The 19,056-nt window shown below is 69.3% G+C and carries 17 protein-coding genes; 10 read left to right on the top strand and 7 right to left on the bottom strand.

From position 1 onward, the window contains the following. Positions 1–6 precede the first annotated feature (6 nt). The 3 genes from PZB75_RS17585 to PZB75_RS17575 are packed head-to-tail and all read left to right on the top strand — an operon-like array spanning position 7 to position 2,770. Positions 7–1,602 (top strand): hypothetical protein, encoded by a 1,596-nt coding sequence (locus tag PZB75_RS17585; RefSeq protein ID WP_275536261.1) that lies wholly within the window; start codon positions 7–9, stop codon positions 1,600–1,602. Continuing rightward, positions 1,554–2,108 carry an FkbM family methyltransferase gene (locus PZB75_RS17580; protein WP_275536260.1) on the top strand — a complete coding sequence of 185 codons (555 nt, stop codon included), beginning with the start codon at positions 1,554–1,556 and terminating at the stop codon, positions 2,106–2,108. The genes PZB75_RS17585 and PZB75_RS17580 overlap by 49 nt, the downstream gene beginning before the upstream one ends. Before the next feature lie 23 nt (positions 2,109–2,131). Continuing rightward, positions 2,132–2,770 (top strand): histidine phosphatase family protein, encoded by a 639-nt coding sequence (locus PZB75_RS17575; protein ID WP_275536259.1) that lies wholly within the window; start codon positions 2,132–2,134, stop codon positions 2,768–2,770. Between the two features lie 32 nt (positions 2,771–2,802). Here the strand turns inward: PZB75_RS17575 and metG are convergent, their stop codons facing one another. Further along, a complete protein-coding gene (gene metG / locus PZB75_RS17570) occupies positions 2,803–4,524 on the bottom strand; it encodes a methionine--tRNA ligase (protein ID WP_275536258.1) in 1,722 nt (573 codons plus the stop codon). 353 nt (positions 4,525–4,877) lie between these two features. On the opposite strand from metG, the gene PZB75_RS17565 reads away from it, so the two are divergent. From PZB75_RS17565 to PZB75_RS17550, 4 genes are all read left to right on the top strand, one after another. After that, positions 4,878–6,179, top strand: coding sequence for a nucleotide sugar dehydrogenase (locus PZB75_RS17565; protein ID WP_275536257.1), 1,302 nt, complete (start codon positions 4,878–4,880; stop codon positions 6,177–6,179). A gap of 11 nt (positions 6,180–6,190) precedes the next feature. Beyond that, entirely contained in the window at positions 6,191–7,225 is a 1,035-nt protein-coding gene (locus tag PZB75_RS17560) for an NAD-dependent epimerase/dehydratase family protein (RefSeq protein ID WP_275536256.1), read from the top strand. An 89-nt stretch (positions 7,226–7,314) separates the two neighbouring features. Continuing rightward, positions 7,315–8,025, top strand: coding sequence for a hypothetical protein (locus tag PZB75_RS17555; RefSeq protein WP_275536255.1), 711 nt, complete (start codon positions 7,315–7,317; stop codon positions 8,023–8,025). 55 nt (positions 8,026–8,080) lie between these two features. After that, a complete protein-coding gene (locus tag PZB75_RS17550; protein ID WP_275536254.1) occupies positions 8,081–9,739 on the top strand; it encodes an N-6 DNA methylase in 1,659 nt (552 codons plus the stop codon). Here the strand turns inward: PZB75_RS17550 and PZB75_RS17545 are convergent. Both PZB75_RS17545 and PZB75_RS17540 read right to left on the bottom strand, forming a co-directional pair. After that, a complete protein-coding gene (locus tag PZB75_RS17545; protein WP_275536253.1) occupies positions 9,714–11,003 on the bottom strand; it encodes a restriction endonuclease in 1,290 nt (429 codons plus the stop codon). The genes PZB75_RS17550 and PZB75_RS17545 overlap by 26 nt on opposite strands. Further along, positions 11,000–12,928 (bottom strand): DUF4357 domain-containing protein, encoded by a 1,929-nt coding sequence (locus PZB75_RS17540; protein WP_275536252.1) that lies wholly within the window; start codon positions 12,926–12,928, stop codon positions 11,000–11,002. The genes PZB75_RS17545 and PZB75_RS17540 overlap by 4 nt, the downstream gene beginning before the upstream one ends. 136 nt (positions 12,929–13,064) lie before the next feature. On the opposite strand from PZB75_RS17540, the gene PZB75_RS17535 reads away from it, so the two are divergent. After that, positions 13,065–13,685, top strand: coding sequence for a hypothetical protein (locus PZB75_RS17535; protein WP_275536251.1), 621 nt, complete (start codon positions 13,065–13,067; stop codon positions 13,683–13,685). 56 nt (positions 13,686–13,741) lie between these two features. Here the strand turns inward: PZB75_RS17535 and PZB75_RS17530 are convergent, their stop codons facing one another. From PZB75_RS17530 to PZB75_RS17515, 4 genes are all read right to left on the bottom strand, one after another. Next, the gene (locus PZB75_RS17530) at positions 13,742–14,275 is read right to left on the bottom strand and encodes a hypothetical protein (RefSeq protein ID WP_275536250.1); all 534 of its coding nucleotides are present in this window, start codon (positions 14,273–14,275) and stop codon (positions 13,742–13,744) included. Then, positions 14,272–16,719 (bottom strand): AAA family ATPase, encoded by a 2,448-nt coding sequence (locus PZB75_RS17525; RefSeq protein WP_275536249.1) that lies wholly within the window; start codon positions 16,717–16,719, stop codon positions 14,272–14,274. Before PZB75_RS17525 ends, PZB75_RS17530 begins: the two co-directional genes overlap by 4 nt. A gap of 211 nt (positions 16,720–16,930) precedes the next feature. Beyond that, a complete protein-coding gene (locus PZB75_RS17520) occupies positions 16,931–17,206 on the bottom strand; it encodes a hypothetical protein (RefSeq protein ID WP_275536248.1) in 276 nt (91 codons plus the stop codon). Next, positions 17,203–17,619 carry a hypothetical protein gene (locus PZB75_RS17515; protein WP_275536247.1) on the bottom strand — a complete coding sequence of 139 codons (417 nt, stop codon included), beginning with the start codon at positions 17,617–17,619 and terminating at the stop codon, positions 17,203–17,205. The genes PZB75_RS17520 and PZB75_RS17515 overlap by 4 nt, the downstream gene beginning before the upstream one ends. 342 nt (positions 17,620–17,961) lie before the next feature. On the opposite strand from PZB75_RS17515, the gene PZB75_RS17510 reads away from it, so the two are divergent. Next, positions 17,962–18,810 (top strand): helix-turn-helix transcriptional regulator, encoded by an 849-nt coding sequence (locus PZB75_RS17510; RefSeq protein WP_275536246.1) that lies wholly within the window; start codon positions 17,962–17,964, stop codon positions 18,808–18,810. 14 nt (positions 18,811–18,824) lie between these two features. Beyond that, positions 18,825–19,016 (top strand): hypothetical protein, encoded by a 192-nt coding sequence (locus tag PZB75_RS17505; protein ID WP_275538745.1) that lies wholly within the window; start codon positions 18,825–18,827, stop codon positions 19,014–19,016. Positions 19,017–19,056: the final 40 nt, after the last annotated feature.

Here is a 19,056-nt window from a genome sequence, read left to right as displayed (position 1 = left end):
GCGGCCATGGAGCTGCCTTCACTGCCCGCGTACGTGACCACCGTCGTGATCGTGGCGGCCGTCGTGTTCTGCTACCGCTTCGCCGTCTCTCCGACGGTACGGACGCTGTCCTCTCGGCCGACGTTCTCGCGAGCGACGTTCGCGACTGCCGTTCCCTCCGTCCTGCTCGCCTTCCTCCCCCCGCCCGACCCCGGCCCCTTCCGCTGGTTCGTCGTATTCGTGATCGCCCTGCTGACTTGGCAGGGCACCACGAGCGACTACGACGTGACCCAACCCATCGGCCCACAGCGCTGGGCCAAAGTGGTGCTGCTGCTCCTCGCAGTAGCCTCCTGCTTCTGGGCACCGGCCCTGCTGCCGTGGCTCGCTGTCTACTGCGGCCGGCTGCGCGGGTGGAAGCACCACGCGATGATGCCGCTGAGGCTGCTCAAGGCGTACCTCGCTTGGTTCTTCGTGGGGACGGCTCTCAGCACGCCAGAACCCTCAACCGGGCTCGTACTGGTACTCGGATGCGTCTCGCTCTCCCACTACGTCAAACCGGCGTGGAGCAAAGCCCGGCTCGGGCCACGCCCCTGGTCGTGGGCCTGGCACAACCGCACCCACTACCTCACAGCCTCCGCCTACTCCTGGGGATGGGCACGCTTCCTGCCCGCTGAAACCGTGACCGGCTTCCTGCGCCGCGCACGCGCCGTGGACCGCCCCCTCAACATCCTGACGGTGCTTGTCGAAACCGCCGGCCTTGTCGCGTTCCACGACCGGAGCCTCCTCGTCGCTGTCTTGGTCGCGACGGCCGTCTTCAACCTCGCCGTCGTCCTCGCCTCCGGCATCTTCTTCTGGGAGAACATCTGCACCAACGCCGCACTCGCGCTGACCGTCGCACTGCTCCCTGATCAGGAGTACGACGCAGCGTTCGGCTGGCCGGCCGTCGTCATCGCACTCCTGATCTTCATCCTCAGCACGGCTGACCTGCTGTGGCAGCCATGGCACCTCGGCTGGTGGGACTCACCGTTCACGGCACGCGTCAACTGGCAGGTGGAGACAGCCTCCGGCGCAACACTCGGGCTCTACAACGACTTCATGTGCCCGTATGAGCGCGAATTCGGCCGAGTCCTGGGCTACTTCCTCACCAGCGAACCCATCCTCCATGGCCACCTCGGCATCGTCTGGGACCCAGGGCTGCGCGACCGCCTCGTTCGCGCAGCAGGCGACCCGGCCGAGCTCCACCGCCTCAAGCAGACCTACGGCCGAGCACAAACGAACGCGGAACAGGCACGCGAGCACATCGCCTTCCTGACCACGATGTTCATCCGCCTCAACTCCGGTACGCCGAAGGGCCCGCTGCCCCGGCGGCTGCGCCGGCTCAAGGCCCCCGGCGGCCAGCTCTACCAGTGGGGCGACCTTCCTCCCTACCGCGGTGAGGAACCGGTGCGCCGCATCACCATCCGCTACCAGGAACGCTGCTACCGGCCGGAAACCGGCGACTTTGTCCTGCTCGCCGACGGCGTCGTGCAGGAAATCCACCTACCCGCCACAACGACCAACCACGGGAGTCCTTCATGCGCAAAGTTTTCATCGACTGCGGGACCAACCTCGGAATCGTGCTGAGCCGCTTCATCGACGAGCTCCCTGACCACGACTTCTATGCCTTCGAGCCCAACACGGAGCTGCTGCCGGCCATCCGCTACGAAGTCGAACAGGCTGCTCACTCACCTCGCGTCGAGGTCTCTCACAGCGCCGTGTGGACGCACGACGGGGTGATCAACCTCTTCCTCGGCCACCACGAGAGCTCCACGGTGATGCCCGACAAGCGGGTCCCGCCGGTGTATGACCAGCAGATCGACTACGGATCGCCGGTCCCGGTACCTGCCGTCGACTTCAGCGCGTGGCTGCGCCAGACCGTCACCCCGAACGATCACGTCGTCGTGAAGATGGACATCGAGGGCGCCGAATACCCCGTGCTCACGAAACTGATCGCCGACGGGACGATCGGTCTCATCTCGGTCCTCTACATCGAGTGGCACTACGACCGCTTCCCCACCATGAGCCGAGCCGACCACGACCAACTCGTCGCCGCCGTATCCGCTTTCGTCGACGTCCGCGACTGGGACTGATCCGAGAAGAGGGACGGACCACCATGAGCACTAAACACATCTACCTGGTCAAGCACGGTGAGACCCAGGAAAACGCCCGCGGTATCCACCAAGGCAGGGCCGTCGGCGGCACACTGAGCAAACGTGGACGCGACGACATCCGCGCTGCTGGTCGCACCCTCGCCGCAGCCGGACTCGCGGTCGACCAGATGCTCGTCAGCCCGATGTCCCGATGCCGTGCGTCGGCCGCACTCCTGACGGCCGCGCTCACACCGGCCGACACCCGTGTGGACACCCGGCTGGCGGCGAAGAACAGCGGCCATCTCGGCGGCCGGCCCAGAGACTGCGCGGCGGCGGAGGCGGCCCGTCAGAGTGTCCCCATCCACCAGCTCCGAACGCCGGGCGGCGAATCCTCCGAAGACGTCCAGGCCCGTTACATGCGCCTGTGGGGCGAGGTCTGCACCGGACCGCACGGCACGACCGTCCTGGTCGGACACGGCGGCGGGATCGCCTGCCTCCTGCTGAAGCTCACGCAACACGGCTTCGAGCACTACCTCGAGTATGTGCCCGGATCCGGAGGCGTGACGTGGGTCGAGATCGACGAGGACGTCCCTCGAATGCGGCTGATGAACGTGCCACCCGCTGAGCTGGCCGGGCACCTAACCGCCCGTACCGCCCGATGAAGCCGGGATCGGTACGGGCACGAGAGGCACCGTCAGGCGTCGGCTCCGCCGAAGCGCTCCCGGTAGGACTCCAGGTCCTCCTCCGAGATCTTCGCGAAGAGCACCGGCGGCACAGTGAAGGCTGTACCGGCCGGGACAGCGTCCAGGGACTTGGCCTGCTCGGCGGTCACCCAGGTCGCGGTGTCGCTCTCCAGGGCGAAGGCACCGCGCATGGCGGCGGCCGAGGCCGGGATGAACGGCTCGGAGACGACCGCGTACAGGTGGATCAGGTTCATCGCCGTGCGCAGCGTCAGTGCGGCGCCGTCGGCGTCGGTCTTGATCTCCAGCCAGGGGGCCTTCTCCTCCAGGTAGGAGTTGCCCGCGGACCACAGGGCGCGCAGGGCGGCGGCGGCCTTGCGGAACTGGAGCGCCTCCATCTGCTCCTCGTACTCGCCGAGCAGCCGTGCGATCTCCTCGCCCAGCTTCGCCTCCGCCTCGCCGGCGGCACGACCTGCCGGGACCTCGTCGCCGAATCGCTTGCGGGAGAAGGACAGCACGCGGTTGACGAAGTTGCCGAGGGTGTCGGCCAGGTCCTTGTTGACGGTAGCGGTGAAGTGCTCCCAGGTGAAGGAGGAGTCGTCCGACTCGGGGGCGTTGGCGATCAGGAAGTAGCGCCAGTAGTCGCCGGGCAGGATCTCCAGGGCAGCGTCGGTGAAGACGCCTCGCTTCTGGGAGGTGGAGAACTTACCGCCGTAGAAGGTCAGCCAGTTGAAGCCCTTGACGACGTCGACCTTCTTCCACGGCTCGCGCACGCCGAGCTCGGTGGCGGGGAACATCACCGTGTGGAAGGGGACGTTGTCCTTGGCCATGAACTGCGTGTAACGGACGGTGTCGTCGGCCTCGTACCACCACGACTTCCAGTCGCGGCTCTCTCCGTCGGCGGACGCGCCCGCCCACTCCTTCGTCGCGCCGATGTACTCGATCGGGGCGTCGAACCAGACGTAGAAGACCTTGCCCTCGGCCGCGAGCTCCGGCCAGGTGTCCGCCGGGACGGGCACGCCCCAGTCCAGGTCCCGCGTGATGGCTCGGTCGTTCAGGCCCTCGGTCAGCCACTTGCGCGCGATGGACGTGGACAGGTGCGGCCACTCGGCGCTGACGGTCGCGATCCACTCCTCGACCTCGTGCTGGAGCTTGGACTGGAGCAGGAAGAGGTGCTTGGTCTCGCGGACTTCCAGGTCCGTGGAACCGCTGATCGCCGAGCGCGGGTCGATCAGGTCGGTCGGGTCGAGGACGCGGGTGCAGTTCTCGCACTGGTCGCCGCGAGCCTTGTCGTAGCCACAGTGCGGGCAGGTGCCCTCGACGTACCGGTCCGGAAGGAAACGGCCGTCGACCGGCGAGTACACCTGCCGGATCGCACGCTCCTCGATGAAACCGTTCTCGTGCAGCTTGCGCGCGAAGTGCTGGGTGATCTCGACGTTCTGCTGCGAAGAGCTGCGGCCGAAGTAGTCGAAGGCCAGCTCGAACCCGTCGTACACGGCCTTCTGCGCGTCGTGGGCCTGCGCGCAGAACTCGGCGACCGAGAGTCCGGCTTCTTTGGCGGCCAACTCGGCCGGCGTGCCGTGCTCGTCGGTGGCACAGATGTAGAGGACGTCGTGACCACGCTGGCGGAGGTACCGGGAGTACACATCCGCCGGAAGCATCGACCCGACCATGTTGCCCAGGTGCTTGATCCCGTTGATGTAGGGAAGCGCGCTGGTTACCAGGTGTCGAGCCATCCTTGGATGCTCCATTTCGTACGCATTGCGGCGCCGGTGCCACTGCCACGGCGGGCCCAGGTCGGGAGGCCGCAGCCGATGCGATCACTCCGATCGCACGCACACGTCACACACGGTGACGGAACGAGGCTGCAGGCCATCGTCATCGTATCGAACCGGGGGTTGGGCCAGCCTGCGGGTTTTCCCGGCTCCCCATGCCACACCCGAAAAGCACTCGGCCGTCCGAGACAGGCGGCCAAGCGAGTCCCGTACGGCCGAGGCGCGCCCCATCTTACGGCCACCACCCACCGCGGGTCCCGCGCCACGTATACGTCCCCGCTCCCCCAGCCCCCAATTTCAGCGAGGTGGACCGCATGACCAGGAAGCACAAGTCCCGCGGGCTCCGCGTCGTCGTCGTGGGGCAGGGATACGTCGGGCTCCCGTTGGCAGTGCGAGCCGCCGAGGTCGGTCACCAGGTCGTCGGCCTCGACGTGGACGCCGGGCGGATCAAGCGGCTCGTGATCGGTGAGTCGTACGTCGAGGACATCTCGGACAAGCGGCTGGCGCCTCTTCTCGCCGCCGGCGCCTACCGGCCGACCGTCGACCCGTCCGACTGCGCCGGGTTCAACGTGGCGGTCATCACTGTCCCGACGCCGCTGCGCGACGGCGCTCCGGACCTGTCGCACGTCGAGGAGGCGGCGCGGACGCTCGGCCACCACCTCACCCGCGGAGCGACCGTAATCCTGGAGTCGACCACGTACCCCGGGACGACCGAGGAGGTGTTCCGACCGCTCCTCGAAGGCGGCTCCGGGCTGACCGCCGGCCGCGACTTCCACCTCGGCTACAGCCCGGAGCGCATCGACCCCGGGAATCCCACCTGGAGGCTGGAGAACACCCCCAAGGTCGTCTCGGGCATCGACCCGTCCTCCATGGAGGCGGTCCGCGCCTTCTACGCGTCGCTCGTCGACACGGTCGTGTCCGTGGCCAGTTGCAAGGAGGCGGAGCTGACCAAGCTCCTTGAGAACACCTTCCGGCACGTGAACATCGCGCTCGCCAACGAGCTGGCAATCATCGCCCACGACCTGGGCATCGACGTCTGGGCGGCCATCGACGCCGCGTCCACCAAGCCGTTCGGGTTCATGCGCTTCACCCCCGGCCCCGGGGTCGGAGGTCACTGCCTGCCCGTCGATCCCTCGTACCTGTCGTGGCGGGTCGAGCGGGCCCTGGGGCAGAACTTCCGCTTCGTCGAACTGGCGAACGACGTCAACAACCACATGCCCGACTACGTGGTGCGGCGCCTCGTCGCGGGCCTCAACGAACGAGGCAAGCCGCTCAAGGGCTCCCGGATCCTGCTGCTCGGCCTGGCATACAAGGCCAACACCGGGGACGCCCGGGAGACACCGGCCACTCGCATCGCCGAACTCCTCACCGGCATGGGCGCCGAGGTCCAGGCCGCCGACCCCCACGTCCTGGACGAAGCCCATCCCCGCGCCGTCGGCTTGGCGAGCCTCCAGCAGGTCGATGTGACCCCAGCCCGCCTCGCGGCAGCCGACGCCGTCGTCCTCCTCGCCGACCACGACGCCTTCGACTACCCCCTGATCAGCGCGCACGCCCCGTACATCCTCGACTGCCGCCGTCGGCTCGCCGGCGCCGGCGCCCACGTCGACTCTCTCTGAAGGGCAACCCCATGCAGATCGTCATCACCGGCGGTGCCGGGTTCATCGGCGGCAACCTTGTCCGTGCCCTGACTGGGCAGCCTCAGGTCACCCGACTCCGAGTCGTCGACAACCTCTCCACCGGGGACAAGGCGAATCTCGGCGGCCTCGACGTCGACTTCTTCGAGGGAGACGTCCAGGACGCCTCTCTGCTCGACCAGGTGTTCCACGGCGCCGACGCCGTCGTCCACCTGGCCGCGCTTCCCTCCGTACCGCGCTCCTTACAGGACCCCCTGGCCAGCCACCACGCCAACGCGACCGGCACCCTCCAGGTCCTCGAAGCAGCCCGCCGCGCCGGGGGCCCGCACGTGATCGCCGCTTCCTCGTCCTCCGTCTACGGCTTCAACCCTCACCTGCCGAAGCACGAGGACCTCGCCACCGCCCCGATGAGCCCGTACGCGGTCACCAAGCTCACGACGGAGGCGTACCTGAGCGCCTACCATCACAGCTTCGGCCTGCCGGTCCTCCCCTTCCGCTTCTTCAACGTCTACGGCCCGGGCCAGCGCGCCGACCACGCCTACGCCGCCGTCATCCCGAAGTGGATCAGTGCCACCCTCGCCGGCGAGCCCGTAACCGTCTACGGCGACGGCACCCAGACCCGCGACTTCACGTACGTGGGCACCGTGTGCCGCATCCTCACCGACGCCCTCCTGCGCCGCGTGGTGGGCCCCCGGCCGGTGAACCTGGCTTTCGGGAGCCGGACTTCGCTGCTGGATCTGGTCCAGGAGATCGAGGCAGCCATTGGGCACGTCGTCAAACGACAGCACATGCCCGCGCGCATTGGCGATGTCGCCCACTCCCAGGCCGATAGCGTCCGTCTGCAAGCGCTCTTCCCGAGAGTGGCACCCATGACACTCGATGAGGGGATCTCCGCGACAGCGGACTGGATTCAGACCTCGATCATGAGCGCGACTCCGAGGGGGGCAGGTCTTGATCGAATGGGGTTGGAGAAGAAGCATGATCGCGGTGATGCTCCGCTTCTCTGCTGCCCAGAGGGCGGTTACTGAGAGCGCCACAAGGGCGTGCACTACTGGCAGGCTTAACTCTGTACCTGCTTGATAGTTCGGAGGACTGTGTGGGAACCGAGCTTGGGCCGATGGTCATCGCGCGTCGCAGCGGCGATGAGTTGATACACGCCAACGGCAGGACGGTGGGCAAGCTCGCCGACTTCTGGAGTTGGGCGTGCTCCGACCTGACCAGCAACACCATGCGAGGCGTGCTGGCCGAGTACCTCGTGGCCACCGCGCTGGGCGCTGCCACGGGTACCCGTACCGAATGGGACGCGGTTGACATCCGTACGCCCCAGAACTGGCGTATCGAGGTGAAGTCGACGGCCTACCTACAGTCGTGGGCACAGTCGCAGACATCGAGAGTCTCCTTCGGTATCGCGCCCGCCTCCGGTTGGGACGCCCGGACCGACATCACTTCAGCCGATGTACTGCGCAGCGCGGACGTGTACGTGTTCTGCCTTCTGCATCACCGGGAGAAGCAGACCCTAGATCCTCTGGACCTGGGCCAGTGGACCTTCTATGTCCTGCCCACTCACGTCTTGGACGAGCGTTGTCGGCTTCAGAAGACCATCACTTTGGCCAGCCTTGAGAGCCTCAAACCGTTGAAGGCCGGTTTCGTCGGCCTCCCGGAAGCTGTCTCAGCCTGCGCCGGAGGCTCGCGGCGGCACCATGGGTATCAAGCTCCAGATGATCGCTGTCGAACAACGCGGCCCACTCCGCCACGAGGGGATCTCGATGGCGATTCGCCAGCGAGATCGAGCGCCCGGCTCCCATCGGACGCAAATGATACTTGTTGACATCGCCAACGTATCAACTCTCGAATGTCAGGCGAACTGCGTGTACGGTGGAGTCATGAAGGAATCAACTCCACCAGCCGCCGAATCGCTGATCACCGGAGCAGAGATCGCCAGGCTGGCGGGGGTGACCCGGGCCGCCGTCTCCAACTGGCGACGGCGGTACAGCGACTTTCCCGCGCCTGCCGATGCCGGGGCGAGCACTCCGCTCTTCTCTCTCTCCGAGGTCCGTTCCTGGCTCGCCCGGCAGCAGAAGGGCACCGACGTCTCGGACGATGTCCGCCTCTGGCAAGCGCTACGTGGCGCCTTCGGCGACGACATCATCACGGGGGTCGCCGGCGTCGCCCGGATGCTGGCCCGTGGCGACGCCGACGGGCTGGACGAGACCCTGGTCGGCCTGGCCACCCGGCTGGCCGACCAGGAATCGTCGGCCCAGGTCGTCGAGCAGCTGGTGGAACGGTTCCGCGACTCCTCACGACGCGTCGGATCCGACCAGGTCACTTCGTTGCGCCTGGTCAAAGCGGTCAGCCACTTCGCGGGCCCGGTGCCCGGTGGCTCCGTCGTCCTCGACCCCGCATGCGGCATCGGGACGCTTCTCCTGTCCGTCGGGTCCACCGAGGGGCCGATACGACGCGGCCAGGACATCGATCCGGCGGCGGCCGGGCTGGCAGGGGCACGGGCCGAGCTGGCCGGGCAGCAGGACACCGTGATCGAGACAGGGGACTCCCTGCGACACGACCACTGGCCGGACCTCCGCGCCGACCTGGTCCTGTGTGACCCCCCGACCGCCGGTCCGGACTGGGGCCGAGAGGAACTGCTCCTCGACTCCCGGTGGGAGCTGGGCACGCCCTCGAAGGCGGAGGGGGACCTGGCCTGGCTCCAGCACTGCTACGCCCACACCGCGCCCGGCGGCAGAGTCGTCGCCGTCATGCCGGCCTCCGTGGCCTACCGGAAGGCCGGACGCCGTATCAGGGCAGAGATGGTGCGTCGGGGCATCCTCACGGAGGTCGTGGCCCTGCCACCCGGGATGGTGGCCTCCCACGCACAACCCGTCCATCTGTGGATACTGCGCCGCCCGGCCCACGCGTCCGGTGGCTCGGAGTCCGTGCGCATGGTGGATCTGACCTCCAACGCGCCTGACGGTCCGATGGAACCGGCGGCCGGGCAAGCGGTCGACGTACCCCTCATCGATCTGCTCAACGACGCCGTCGACCTCACCCCGAGCGCCCATGTGGACGCGGCGCGCGAGGATCTGCCGGCCGAGTACCACGCTCTGCGGCAGAGGATCGAGGAGCGGCTGGAGCGGTTGAGCACTCTACTGCCGGCGCTCTCGGCGGGCGAGGGGCCGGGAACGCTGGACGGTGCGACCGTCAGCATGGCCGACCTCTCCCGCGCCGGACTCGTCGACCTGGCCGACGGCGAACCCCGTTCGACGAGCGACCAGTTGGACACCGGCTATCTGCGGGGCTTCCTGCGCAGCGCGTCCAACAACCGCCGCTCGACCAGCAGCAGCGGCTCCTTCCGCCTCGACGCGAAGGGAGCGCGCGTGCCGCGGATGGCCGTGGAGGAGCAGCGCCGCTACGGTGCCGCCTTCCGCGCGCTGCGGGAGTTCGAGGAGTACGTGGCCGAGGTCGCCCGGCTCACGGAGCAGGCGGGTGCGCTCGCCCGTGACGGTCTCACCAGCGGAGCACTCACGCCTCCCGAGGATTCCGCCTGACGGCGACGTCACCGGTGTCCGTCCGGGCAGTGATGCCGGACGTGGCTCCGGACGCGGTGCCGGACGTGCCGCAGGTCATCGCGCGGGCGAGGGCGGCGATCTCGGCGAGCAGCTCCCCCGGGGGGCGGTCCAGGGTCAGCGCGTGCTGGTGGATGCGGATCTTGGAGTGGCGCACCTGGTGCGTCACGGTCGGCTCGTACCCCCGCGCGTAGACCAGGTGGCCCTCCCGGAGACCGAGCGCCGTGCAGTAGGCGAGCATCTGGTAGAGGTCGGCGTCCGGGAATCCTTCCGGCTTCTCCGCCTTGTACTTGGCGTCCGCCACGGCCCGAGGAGTCCGGTCCTCGCCGTACCAGACCAGGTCGGGGCGCATGCTGATCTCCCCGGCGTCGTCCAGGTACACCCCGCGGGCCTGGAGGGCCGTGCGTCCGCCGTACCGCGCCAGCGCCTCACGCAGGGCGACGCAGACGAAGTCCTCGAAGATCTTGTGTGTGTCGATGAGGTACCCGTCGACCGAGGCCCCACCCGTGCCGTGCTCCACCGACGCCCCGCGCAGGATCGTCTCGGCCAGCCTCAGCGCGGGCAGGTAGCGGTGGTTGAGCCGGCTCGGCCGCCACCGCGGCAGGTCCCGCGCTCCTCGCCCCAGCGGTTCGGCGTCCAGCAGGCGGGCCCGGTGGTGGCGGAGCCGGCGGCGTACGTCGCCGGGGACGCGATGCAAGGGGAGCAGCCGCTCCACCGCGCCCCTCAGGAGGCGGTTCTCCGCAATGTCAGTGCCGTAGTCGTCGTAGGCGATCTCGACGGGGAAGGACTGCCCGTGATGGCGGTTGACCTGGTCGGCCTCCCGGACGCGCCCGCGGACGACGGGTGATGCCTCCTCGGTGTGACGGTAGCCCTGGAGCACTCCTTGGCGCAGCGCGCGTTCGAGGGCCCGCTCGAACCCCTGGGCCAGTGCCGGAACGATCTCCTCGTGTTCGGTCACGTCCACCTCACCGTCCCGGTGGACCCGGGGGTCGGCGGCGTAGCCGATGAGGAAGAACAGCCTTCGCACCGGCACCTTGGGCGCGATGCGCAGGATCATCGGTTCCCGCCCCGCCGACTTCAGAGCCACCGCTCCGACCTTGCCTCCGGCGCGCAGCCGCCAGGCCCCGGGGCGGTACGGGTCCGGTGCCGCCTCCACGATGCGGGCGGCGGCGAGCGCCCGGCCCACCTCGTCGGGGAGCGACACGCTGACGGCGGCCCCGTGCTCGTCCAGCTCGACGGTCGTCACGGAGTCGCCGCGCCCGTGCCGCCGTCGCCGCCCGCTCCCAAGCCGCCTCCTCCCCCGTCCCTGCCCCCGCCGTCGCCGTCGCCGTCGCCGAGGGAGCGGGACAGGGCGTCGAGTCCGTACCGCTTCACGATGTCGAGGGACTCCCCGTAGTGGTGCTCCTCCAGGAGCGGCAGGATCTTGGTCCGCCAGGTCCGGTCCAGGCCGCCTTCCCGGTGCACGCTCTTCTTCATCAGGTACGAGGGACCGATGAGGAAGTCCTCATCGTCGATGCGTGCGTTGAGGGCGTCCAGGAGGTCCGCCGCACGGCTGCCGAGCCCCTGCCGCTCCAGCCAGCGCCGCAACAGGCCGCGGGTCGGTTCGGTGCGGGGTGACAGTTCGACGAAGGCGAAGCGGCGGCGCATGGCAGCGTCGACTAGGGCGATCGAACGGTCGGCGGTGTTCATCGTGCCGATGACGAACAGGTTGGGCGGGAGGGGGAAGTCGTCGCCGGAGTAGGTGAGCCGCACCGACCTGTTGCGGTACTCCAGGAGGAAGTACAGCTCGCCGAAGACCTTGGCCAGGTTGGCCCGGTTGATCTCGTCGATGATCAGGAAGTGCGGGATGTGGTGGCTGCCCTCGCGGGTGGCCAGGTCGGCCAGGTCGCGCAGGGGGCCGGGGGTGAGCCGGAAGGCGACCTCGCCCGTCTTCGGGTGCTCGCGGGGCCGGAAGCCCTCGAAGAAGTCCTCGTAGGAGTAGGACGGGTGGAACTGGACGAGCTTGACGCGCTCGGCCCCGCCGCTGAGGTGTTCGGCGAGCTTGATGGCGGTGTACGTCTTGCCCGTGCCCGGCGGCCCGTAGAGGATCAGCTGCTTCTCGTCCCGGAGCAGTTCGCGGACCTCCTGGAGCCAGTCCACGTCGTGGGTCAGCAGTTCGTCGGCGAGGGCCTGGTCCGGGACGGGCAGTTCCAGCTCGCGGCGGGCGGCGAGAGCGGGTGTCGTGCCGCCGGGGCCGCTCTCCGACTCGACGGCCTCGTCCTCCAGCTCCTCGTCGGAGCGGCCGAGCCCGTCGATGTGCGCCTGCACCGCCGTCAGGTCGACGACGTCGTGCTGGGCGGCGAGCCGCTGCTGGATCTCCTCCGGCAGGGTGTCGTAGGGGTGGCCGGTGCTCTGCCACTCCGCGGGCCGCCGGAGGTTCGACAAACCGTTCTCGGACGCCGTCTGCTCGGCCGCCCCGGAGATCTGCCCGACGTAGAACCGCCCGCCGGAGAGGGTGCACACGGTGTCTCCGGACTTCATCCGGGACAGGAAGGCGTGCAGTTCCTCGACCAGTTCGAGTTTCTGGCTGTACGTGGCGGTGGTGCCCCAGTCCTCCTCGACCAGGGCGCGCAGCCGTTCCTTGCTGACGCCCTGGTCGACTCCCTGCCGCAGCCGGGAGGCGGCGAGGGAGACACGTCCCTCGGGCAGCCAGAGTTTCTGGACGAGGTCGACCCCGGAGACGTTGTTGCCGCGTATCAGCCAGGACCGGGCGGGGCCGGACCAGACGCCCTCCATGAAGTCCGAGAGCGGCACGTCGTCCTCGGTCTTCCAGTCGATCCACCCGTTGCGCGGTGATCCCACCAGGACACCGGCCGCGAAGGAGGGTGAGCCGCAGTCGATGTCCTCGGCCGCCTCCAGCCAGCCGGGCCATCGGGTAGACGGGCGCAGGACGCCCGTCTGCTTCAGCAGGGCTCGTACCCGGGCCGTGGCGCTGAAGTGCTTCTTGAAGGACGGCATCTCACGGTCTCGGGCGGGTGAGCCGGCCAGGATACGGAACTTCCGGCTCCCGTTGGTCCCGACGGCATCCAGCAGGACGCCCCGGGCGTGGTCGACACCGCCCGCGCCGGGTAGCCGGAGCAGGAACTCTGGCGTCCGGTCCGGGCCGCTCGGCACTTCCCCCATGTTGCTCATCGTCCTCTTCCCGTTCCGGGCGAAAAACGCATCGCCACCTTTTCCCGCACCCGTACTTTCCTTACTGGTTCATCGCATAATCTCCACACAGGGGGGCGTGGTGTGCGCTACCTCACAGGGGAGGGGCGTGGTCTTCATGACCATCATGGATCAGTTCGTTCTGCGCCGGGACGGCCTGGTGCCGAAAGGCGTCGCGGCCACCTGTTCCGGTGAGCGGTGCGGAGGTACGGCGGCCGTGTGGAAGGTGAAGCTGGAGGGCCGCCCGGATCTCACGGTCCACGACACCCGGTGGGAGAACGGCGAACGCGATCTCGTCCTGTACCAGCCCGCCGTGGTGCCGGAGATGCCCGCGCCGCTGGCCAACCTCCACAACCGTCGCCGCGCCGGGGTCCAGGGCACGGGTGCGGGGAGCGGAGAGCTCCGCGTCATGGGGTGGGTCGCGGTCCCCGGGGACCGCCCGACCGTCAAGAAGACGTTCACCACCGCCGGTTTCGCCGAGGTGTGCGGCCTGGACGCGTTACGGGAGCTGACCAGTCGGCCCGGTGTGGAACTGGACACGGCCTTCGTCCTCGCGGACCCCGTCCGCGTCGATCTGGACGAGCCGCAGGACACCGTCGCCGTTCAGCACGCTCTCTTCTTCCCCGAGGAGGACGAGCGCTCGCCCGTCGTCTTCTACCTGCTCAGCCGGGTCGTGCCGACGCTGCGGCACATCGGGTGGCTGCCGAAGCCGGTCCTGCGGATGCCCGTACGGTTCTGAGGGGCGCCGTCCGCCGACGGCCGTGAGGCGTGCGGACGGCGCAACGTCACGGACGCTCACGGGCCGGCGGCGAACGGGGGCGCGGCCTGCCGCCCCGGCGGCGGGCCGGGCTTCGGAACGGAACGGACCGCCGCCGGGGCCGTCACGGAGGTGGCCGACGGCCCCTCCGCTTCCTCCGGAGCCGAGAGCGGGGACGGCACGGCGTACGGGACCGCCGGTCCCCTGCCCAGCGCGGCCAGCAGAGCCTCCACCTCCAGCAGGCGGCTCTGGATCTCCAGCGGCGCCGGGGGCAGTTCGTTCACCCGGTAGTGGCAGGCCGTGCTGAGCGCGGACCAGGTGAGGTAGCACCGCCTGGCGGTCTCCCGGCCGGTGTACGGCCCCAGGCACAGGATGCGGTGCTTCCCCACGCGCGTCATGTCCGGGGTCACGCCCAGCCAGAAGTCGTCCAGGCCGCGTTCGAGGGCCTGGCGCAGCAGCAGGGCCGCGGCACGGGCCCGCACTCCGGGGCCGAGCGAGGTCATCGTGCCGGCGGCGGGGCGCAGGAGGGACCGGGCGGCGTTCACGTCCGCCCGCGCGGTGTCGTCCGTCATCGGGCACCGCCCTGCGGGCCGACGGTGCCCCGGCCGAAGCGCCGGACGGCCTCTGCCAGTCGTTCCGTACGCTCCACCAGCCTCCCGCGCTCCGTAACGGTCGCCAGGCCCCCGTGAGAGCCCTCGTTCAGCTTCTCGATCAGGTCCCAACCTCCGCTGTGCAGCACTTCAACCGCTGCCTTGGGCCTTCCAGAGCGGTCCCCCAGAAGCGCGAACGCCACGTACTGCTTGGTGCTTCCCCGGGCCGGCACCCGCTCCTCGAACTCCGCGAGGCTCAGGCGGTTCCCCCGCTCGTCCCGCACAGTGCGGCGGGCGGTCTCCACGCATGCGGCCTCCAGGGCGGCGCGGCACATCGCCGGGATGACCCGGTCGGCCACGACCTGGGGCACGGACGGGTCCTTGGAGACGTCCTTGGCCTCGCCGATCGCCTGCAGGAAGGGGTCCATCGTCCGCTCGACGGTCACGCGCGACTTCTCCTCGCGGGAGATGCGGTGGACCGTCGCCTCGATCCCGAGGTGCGTGATGGCCTGTTCGAGGCGGGTGTCGTGGGTGAAGACGACGACCTGGCGGTACCGGGCGCACTCGCTGAGGACGGTGGCAAGACCCTCCACCTTCTGGGTGTCCATCGACTGTACCGGGTCGTCGATGACGAGGAAGCCGAACGGACTGGCCTCGTGCGTGGCCCGGGGGATGAACAACGAGAGGGCGAGCGAGTGCAGTTCGCCCTGGCTCATCACGCTGTACGCGGCCGCCTCGTGGTCGTCGACCGAGACGTCGAGCTCCACTCCGCCCTGCTTGGCCGTTCCGGTCAGGTCGACGGGGCCGAGGGAGACGTTGCTGCTCTCGCACAGCTTCGTCCAGACCTCCTGGGACTGCTTGCTGAAGTGGCGCATCCGCTCGGCCCGCAGCTCGTCCGTCAGCTTCCTGAACCACTTGCGGGCCGCCTCGGCCGTCTTGCGCCGCCCGGTCGCGTCCGCCGCCTCCTCGGCCGCCTCGGCCCACTCCGCGAGCCGCACGGCCGCGGGCCGCCAGGCGGTGTCACGGTCGGTCAGCCGACGCGCCGCCTCCTCTCCGGACTGGCGGCAGGCAGCCGCCAGCCTGGGCGCGAGGCGTCCGACGCACTCGGCCAGTTCGGCGGGGTCCGTGAGGCTCCGGCAGAGCGACCACTCGCGCCACAGCTCCGCCAGCTCGGAATCCTCCGTCCGCAGCAGGTCGGGAACGGGCTGCACCAGGTCGTGCACGGCGCGCTTGGCGCCGCTGAGAGTACGGCGTACGGCATCGGCCTCGGCCGCCTCCGCCTGAAGCCGCTCGATCTCGGCCCGGGTCGCCTCGGCCCACGCCTGGTCGAGACGGTCCTCGGTGCCACAGACCGGGCAGTGCGGACTCCCCGACCGGCGACGCTGCTCGAAGGCGGCCTCCAGCAGGGCGGCCAGGCGGCGCGCGTCCTCCGCGTCGGAGTGCCGTACGTCCTCCAAGGCCGCGATGGCCTCCCTCAGCCGGGCCAGCGCCCCGACGACCTCCGACTCATCGGGTCCGGTCAGGGAGGCGCGTGCCCGGAGCCGGGCCGCGTCGCCCTGGTCGGCGACCGCGTCCTGGTCGAGCAGGGACCGTACGGCGTCGACATCGGGGACGCGCCCGCCGAGAGCCGCCATCGCGTCGACGGCACGCCGGTCGTTCAGACCGGTCAACGCCTCGACCGCCGCGGCCTTCAGCGGGCGGGGCCTCGCCTCGATGTCCTTGCACTCCTTGACCCGGTCCGCGAGCCGGACGTCCATCTCTCCGAGCCTGCCGAGCCCGATGAACGTGGAAATCTTGCGGTACAGATCGCTCATCGTGCCGTCCACCATCGAGCCCAGCTCGCTGTAGGGCAGGAAGGGCCGGTAGACGTCGAGCATGTCGGCGTTCACGCACTCGTCCAGCTTCAGCTCGGTGCCGTCCTCCCGGATCACCGTCGTGCGCGCCTCCTCGACCTCCACTCCGTACCAGGTCCGGCGTACCGTTACCGGCTCGGCGGAGTCGTCCAGGGTGAGGCTCACTGCGACCTGGGGCGCCGTGGCCTCGTGCAGGTTGCACCATCCACTCCGCCAGACCTTCGTCCGGGGCTTACCGCCGTTGCTGCCGTCCCAGCGGGCGTTGAACCCGGTGAGCGCGATCTCGGCGGCCTCCGCGAAGCTCGACTTCCCGGTGCCGTTGGCACCCGTGACCACGGTGAGGCCGGGGCCATGGGGGAGATCGAGCGTCGCCTCGGGGCCGACACCCCGCCAGCCGGCCGCCGTGATGGACCGGAGATAGACGGGACCGGCCCGCCCGGCCTCCTCCGGAGCCGGGTCCGGGTCCGGGAGCGTGTCGCGCAGCAGGGCGGCGGCCTCGGGCGACAGCTCGGACGGCTCCGCGCTGTCGATGCGCTGGGCGATCAGCTGGCGCAGGGGGGTCTTGTGGCGCATGGCGTGTTCCTCACAGGAGTGGTCAGCGGTCGCAGCGGGATCGCCGGACCGTTCACTCCAGAATCATCACGTACACACGTTGGCGATGTCAACAGACATTCACCATGGGCAATATCGTTCACGTTGACGCCCATGGAACATCCGCTCGACTCCACCGCCCCTCACCCCGCCCCCAGGCGCCGATGGCGCGAGCACCCGGTAGCCGGAACCGTCAGGCAGCCCCCTCCTGGACACCGCCCGGGCCTGACGCGTCGGTCAGGCCCGCACCGATCGCCACCCAGGTGCACACGCCCGTCGCGGGCGGGTGCGCGGCGGCGAACCCGCACTCGCCGCCCCACCCCTCCGCCAACTCCCGTGCCCCCGTCAGCGACACCCGGCGACGCTCGGCGCACTGCCGGGCCAGGCGCGAGTGGAGGTGCGGGGCGTGCGTGTCGTGCGCGACCACCTGGAGGACACCGCCGGAGCGCCGCAGCACGAGGTGGATCATCTCCCCGGCCCCGTGAACCGGCATGCGTGGACGGCGAGTTCACGGACCAGCTCAAGCGCCGGCCCGACCAGCTCGTCCTCGACCTCATGCACGTCGAGCACGGCGTCCGCCGTCTCGGCCGCGATCAGCGGCGTCGCACCGGCCGAGGGCAGCGTCAGTCCGTAGACGAAGTGGGACGGCGAGGGCTCCCGGAGGTCCGGCGGGGGCGGCGGGCACTGGGTGATCCGCGACGCGACCTGGAGGGCGTACGGGGAGCCGAAGGCGTAGGCGGGCAGAGCGGACCGCCTTGCCGCGAGGGGGAGTTCACCGTTCGGGCGGCACGCGGCCGTGGGAGGCGCGGGCCGGACGGGGAGGGGATCGACAGGGAGGGCGGTGGAGGACTTCGCGGGCACCGTGGGCAGGCTTTCGGACATGGCGACTCCATTCGGCTGTGAACACCGGGACGCGAAAGCGTCGTTGACGAGGTGATGCGACTACGGAGGTACGACCCCGATGCGTGCGGGGTGGGTCGAGTCAGGTCGGAACGGTTCGACGACGCAGCGAGGCAGTGGCCCGTCTCCCTGGCGCGAGCACACCCCTCCCAGGGCAGGAGGACGCGGGCAGGCTCGCGCGATGCTCTTCTCGTTCACCTTGCGTGAGCGTCGCGTGACTTAAGGCAGGGCAGTGGGGTGGCAATTGCCACCCGCTCAAGGACTTTGCCACCTATCGCACCACCCGGTGCACCCCACACGGTTCGATCCGGGGAGAATCACGGCATGCCACCACGGAGTGTCCCCAGCGAGCGCCAGAAGCGTCTCGGGGCTGAGCTGCGAAGAATGAGGAACGACGCGGGCGAGAGCACCGACTACGCCGCTCGGCTACTCGGGCTGGACAGAGCGAAAATCTCGAATATGGAAGCAGGTGTTCGGGCAGTCACCCCTGAGCGGGTGCGTACCCTCGCCACCAACTACGGTTGCAACGACGAGCAGTACGTCGAAGCGCTGGTCGCCATGGCCAAGCCCCGCCCTAAAGACTGGTGGGAGACCTACCGAGGTCAGTTGCCAGCTGGGCTACTCGACATCACCGAGATGGAGTGGCACGCATCAGCAGTGCGAGCCGGCGCCTTCCTGCACGCACCAGGGCTCCTCCAGACCGACGGATACGTCAGAGCCGTTGGCAGCGCAGCCCTGCCGCCCCTGTCAGAGCATGAGATCGAACTGCGGGTCGCCATGCGCATGCAGCGGCAGCAGGTCCTGCACCGCCCCACCCCGATCTCGTACACCGCCTACATCCACGAGGCGGCCCTGCGAATCGAGTTCGGCGGAATGAAGGTCATGCGCGCCCAGTTGCATCATTTGTGCGAGATGAGCGAGCTCCGCAACGTGGAAGTGAGAGTCGTGCCGTTCTCCTCCGGTGCGTTTCCGGGCGCTGGTCAAGCCCTCATGTATGCGACGGGCGTGGTGCCCCAGCTGGACACGGTCCAACTCGATTCGGCGCACGGCCCCGGGTTCACTCACGCACCCGCTCAGCTCGACAAGTACCGTGCGCAGCTGGACTGGATGCAGGCGGTGTCCTTCGACCCCGGCAAGTCACGGGACTTCATACTCACCCTTGCGAACGCTTGATGGGAGATTTCAACGTGCCGGACATCGCCTGGGAAGCCCCCTACTGCGCAGAAAGCTCGAACTGCTTCCGCATAGGGACCGACGCAGACGGCAACGCGTACATCGCCGTGGCCGGCCAGGAGGACTCCTACCTCACGGACAGCCGCGAGGCACTGCGCGCGCTCATCCAGGACATCAAGGCGGGCAAGGCCGACCACCTGCTGTGACAGCCCGGGGCGGGGACAGAAGGCGCGCCCCCTGCCCCCG

It is taken from the genome of Streptomyces sp. AM 4-1-1 (assembly GCF_029167625.1).
Lineage (GTDB): Bacteria > Actinomycetota > Actinomycetes > Streptomycetales > Streptomycetaceae > Streptomyces.
Note: the sequence above shows the minus strand (reverse complement) of the source record. Positions and strands in the feature narration are given on the sequence as shown.

What these genes read in the sequence shown, in the direction of transcription:
- PZB75_RS17585 (WP_275536261.1), top strand. Translation starts at nt 7, where the DNA reads ATGGAGCTGCCTTCACTGCCCGCGTACGTGACCACCGTCGTGATCGTG.
- PZB75_RS17580 (WP_275536260.1), top strand. Translation starts at nt 1,554, where the DNA reads ATGCGCAAAGTTTTCATCGACTGCGGGACCAACCTCGGAATCGTGCTG.
- PZB75_RS17575 (WP_275536259.1), top strand. Translation starts at nt 2,132, where the DNA reads ATGAGCACTAAACACATCTACCTGGTCAAGCACGGTGAGACCCAGGAA.
- metG (WP_275536258.1), bottom strand. Translation starts at nt 4,524, where the DNA reads ATGGCTCGACACCTGGTAACCAGCGCGCTTCCCTACATCAACGGGATC.
- PZB75_RS17565 (WP_275536257.1), top strand. Translation starts at nt 4,878, where the DNA reads ATGACCAGGAAGCACAAGTCCCGCGGGCTCCGCGTCGTCGTCGTGGGG.
- PZB75_RS17560 (WP_275536256.1), top strand. Translation starts at nt 6,191, where the DNA reads ATGCAGATCGTCATCACCGGCGGTGCCGGGTTCATCGGCGGCAACCTT.
- PZB75_RS17555 (WP_275536255.1), top strand. Translation starts at nt 7,315, where the DNA reads ATGGTCATCGCGCGTCGCAGCGGCGATGAGTTGATACACGCCAACGGC.
- PZB75_RS17550 (WP_275536254.1), top strand. Translation starts at nt 8,081, where the DNA reads ATGAAGGAATCAACTCCACCAGCCGCCGAATCGCTGATCACCGGAGCA.
- PZB75_RS17540 (WP_275536252.1), bottom strand. Translation starts at nt 12,928, where the DNA reads ATGAGCAACATGGGGGAAGTGCCGAGCGGCCCGGACCGGACGCCAGAG.
- PZB75_RS17535 (WP_275536251.1), top strand. Translation starts at nt 13,065, where the DNA reads ATGACCATCATGGATCAGTTCGTTCTGCGCCGGGACGGCCTGGTGCCG.
- PZB75_RS17530 (WP_275536250.1), bottom strand. Translation starts at nt 14,275, where the DNA reads ATGACGGACGACACCGCGCGGGCGGACGTGAACGCCGCCCGGTCCCTC.
- PZB75_RS17525 (WP_275536249.1), bottom strand. Translation starts at nt 16,719, where the DNA reads ATGCGCCACAAGACCCCCCTGCGCCAGCTGATCGCCCAGCGCATCGAC.
- PZB75_RS17520 (WP_275536248.1), bottom strand. Translation starts at nt 17,206, where the DNA reads ATGATCCACCTCGTGCTGCGGCGCTCCGGCGGTGTCCTCCAGGTGGTC.
- PZB75_RS17515 (WP_275536247.1), bottom strand. Translation starts at nt 17,619, where the DNA reads ATGTCCGAAAGCCTGCCCACGGTGCCCGCGAAGTCCTCCACCGCCCTC.
- PZB75_RS17510 (WP_275536246.1), top strand. Translation starts at nt 17,962, where the DNA reads ATGCCACCACGGAGTGTCCCCAGCGAGCGCCAGAAGCGTCTCGGGGCT.